Origin of the sequence: Intrasporangium sp. (genome assembly GCF_051961875.1) — a bacterium.
Lineage (GTDB): Bacteria > Actinomycetota > Actinomycetes > Actinomycetales > Dermatophilaceae > Intrasporangium_A.
Genome location: NZ_JBQCCV010000114.1, coordinates 1 through 2,410, shown reverse-complemented (window position 1 = coordinate 2,410; position 2,410 = coordinate 1). Strand labels below are relative to the sequence as shown.

General features: G+C 73.0%; 3 protein-coding genes. All 3 read left to right on the top strand.

What is annotated here, in order from left to right; all coding sequences use genetic code 11:
• On the top strand, window positions 1–1,171 hold a 1,171-nt coding region (locus tag ACTHJJ_RS06690), incomplete at its 5' end, for an FGGY-family carbohydrate kinase (protein ID WP_440302162.1).
• A gap of 19 nt (window positions 1,172–1,190) precedes the next feature.
• On the top strand, window positions 1,191–1,430 hold the full coding sequence (locus ACTHJJ_RS06685) for a hypothetical protein (RefSeq protein WP_440302161.1): 240 nt from the start codon (window positions 1,191–1,193) through the stop codon (window positions 1,428–1,430).
• Between the two features lie 291 nt (window positions 1,431–1,721).
• Window positions 1,722–2,410: Clp protease N-terminal domain-containing protein (locus tag ACTHJJ_RS06680; protein WP_440302160.1), on the top strand; the 689-nt coding region annotated here is incomplete at its 3' end.

Below are 2,410 nucleotides of genomic sequence, written 5' to 3'. Positions count from 1 at the left end.
GATGGCGCCGCTGACCAAGCTGCGCTGGTTCTCCCGGAACGAGCCCGACCTCGCCGCGCGTGCGACGACCTGGGCGGGCCTGAAGGACCTCGTCCTCCAGGCCCTGACCGGCCGCCTGGTCACCGAGCTGTCCTCGGCGAGCGGGACCGGCCTGCTCGACATCAACACCCGCCGCTGGGACCCGGACGCAGTCGCCCTCGCCGGCATCCGGCTCGACCAGCTCCCGCCGGTGCTCGCGACGACCGACGTCCTGCCCCTCTCGGAGACGGTTGCCGCGGAGGTCGGCCTGCCGGTCGGCACCCCGGTCGTCGTCGGCGCCGGCGACGGCCCGCTCGGCAACCTCGGGACGGGGGCGCTCGAGCCGGGCGTGGCCGGCCTCTCGCTGGGCACGAGCGGGGCGCTGCGGCTCGTCGTCGACGGCCCGTATGCCGACCCCTCCGGACGGCTCTTCTGCTACGCCCTCACCGACGACCGCTGGGTCGTCGGGACGGCGATCAGCAACGGTGGCGCCGTGGTCCGGTGGGCGCGTGGCGTCTTCGCCGCCGACCGGCCCGGGGCGCCGACCCCGCACCCGCCCGAGGCCGAGCCGGCGGTCACCGACGCCGAGGTGCTCGAGCTTGCCGCCGACATCCCGCCCGGCTCCGAGGGACTCGTCATGCTGCCCTTCCTGCTCGCCGAGCGCGGCCCGCTCTGGGACGCCGACGTGCGGGGCGCCTACCTCGGCATCCGCCAGCACCACACCCGCGGGCACTTCATCCGGGCCGCGGTCGAGGGCGTCGCCTTCCAGCTCGGCACGATCCTCGACGGCCTCGACGAGGTCACCCCGGTCACCTCGATCCGCGGCACCGGCGGGGTCTTCCGCAGCGAGCTGTGGCGCCACGTCCTCGCCGGCGTCCTCGGCCGCCCCCTCACCGTGACCGCAGGGGCCGAGGGGTCGGCCCTCGGCGCCGCCGCGCTCGCGCTGTACGCCCTCGGCCGGGCCCGGACCCTCGAGGACGCGGTGGAGACGCTGTCCCCGGGGCTCGTCCACGTCGCCGACCACAACGAGGCGATCGTCGCCTCGGAAGCCGACGCAGCGGCATACCGGGCGGCTCGGATCTCGGCCCGAGGGCGACTGCACGACCTCAGCGCGGCCGTCGACCTGCTCGCGGGGACGGCCGCACGGGACTGAGCCGTGCCATCCTGCGGAGGTGACCGCCGAGCACCTGCTGATCTTCCCCGACCGTGAGACGGCGGAGGACGTGGCCGACGACCTCGAGGCCCGCGGCTACCGGGAGGTGCGCGTGGTCCGCGAGGCGCTCGCCGGCGAGGACGACTCCGAGGACCACGAGTGGGCCGTGCACGTGCGCACGCCCGCCGAGGAGTCGTATGCCGCGCAGCTCCGTGTGCTCGCCGCTGACCAGGGCGGCTGGTACGACGCCGAGGTGTGACGCGCCGGAGTGACGCATGGGACGGAGCGCTGACCCGGCCTATTCAGTCGAATGAGCAGTCCGTCACTTCCGCCCCAGCCCAACGGGTGCCCTCCTTCTGTCGAGTGAGCACTCGGTCACTCCGGTAACACGTCGCCGCGCCGGATCTGGGTACGAGCCACGGTGGGACGGAGTGTGCCCGCGCGAGCGGGCTCAGCGGCATACCCCCCATCGGGCCGTGGGGTTGAGTGGAATAGGCTCAACTTTGGAACGGTTGGACGAAGTGAACTCTGACCCCTAGCAGGAGAACGCATGGACCTTCAGCTGACCAACAAGGCTCAGGAGGCCTTGGCCCAGGCCGGGACGACCGCGGCGGCCAAGCACTCGCCGAACATCGAGCCGGCTCATCTGCTGCTCGCGTTGGCAGCTCAGCCGGGCACGACCACCCCGACCCTCCTGGAGAAGGCCGGGTCCTCCGTCGCCCAGGCCACCACGACGGCCGAACGCGCGATGAGCTCGCTGCCGAAGGTGACCGGTGGCGTGCAGCCGCAGCTCTCGCGGGCGACGGCCGCCGTCATCCAGCAGGCGCAGCAGTACATGACCGCGATGGGCGACACCTACGTCTCGACCGACCACCTGCTCCTCGCCCTCGCCCGGACGGGCCAGTTCGGCCTCGACGCGGACGCGATCGAGCAGGCGATCCCCGAGCTGCGGGGCGGCCGATCGGTCAACTCGGAGAACCCGGAGGGGACGTTCGAGGCGCTGACGAAGTACGGCACCGACCTGACCGAGATGGCCCGCGAGGGCAAGCTCGACCCCGTCATCGGCCGCGACTCGGAGATCCGGCGCGTCGTCCAGGTGCTGTCCCGGCGGACGAAGAACAACCCGGTCCTCATCGGTGAGCCGGGTGTCGGCAAGACCGCCGTCGTCGAGGGGCTCGCCCAGCGGATCGTTGCGGGCGACGTCCCGGAGAGCCTGCGCGACAAGCGCCTCATCAGCCT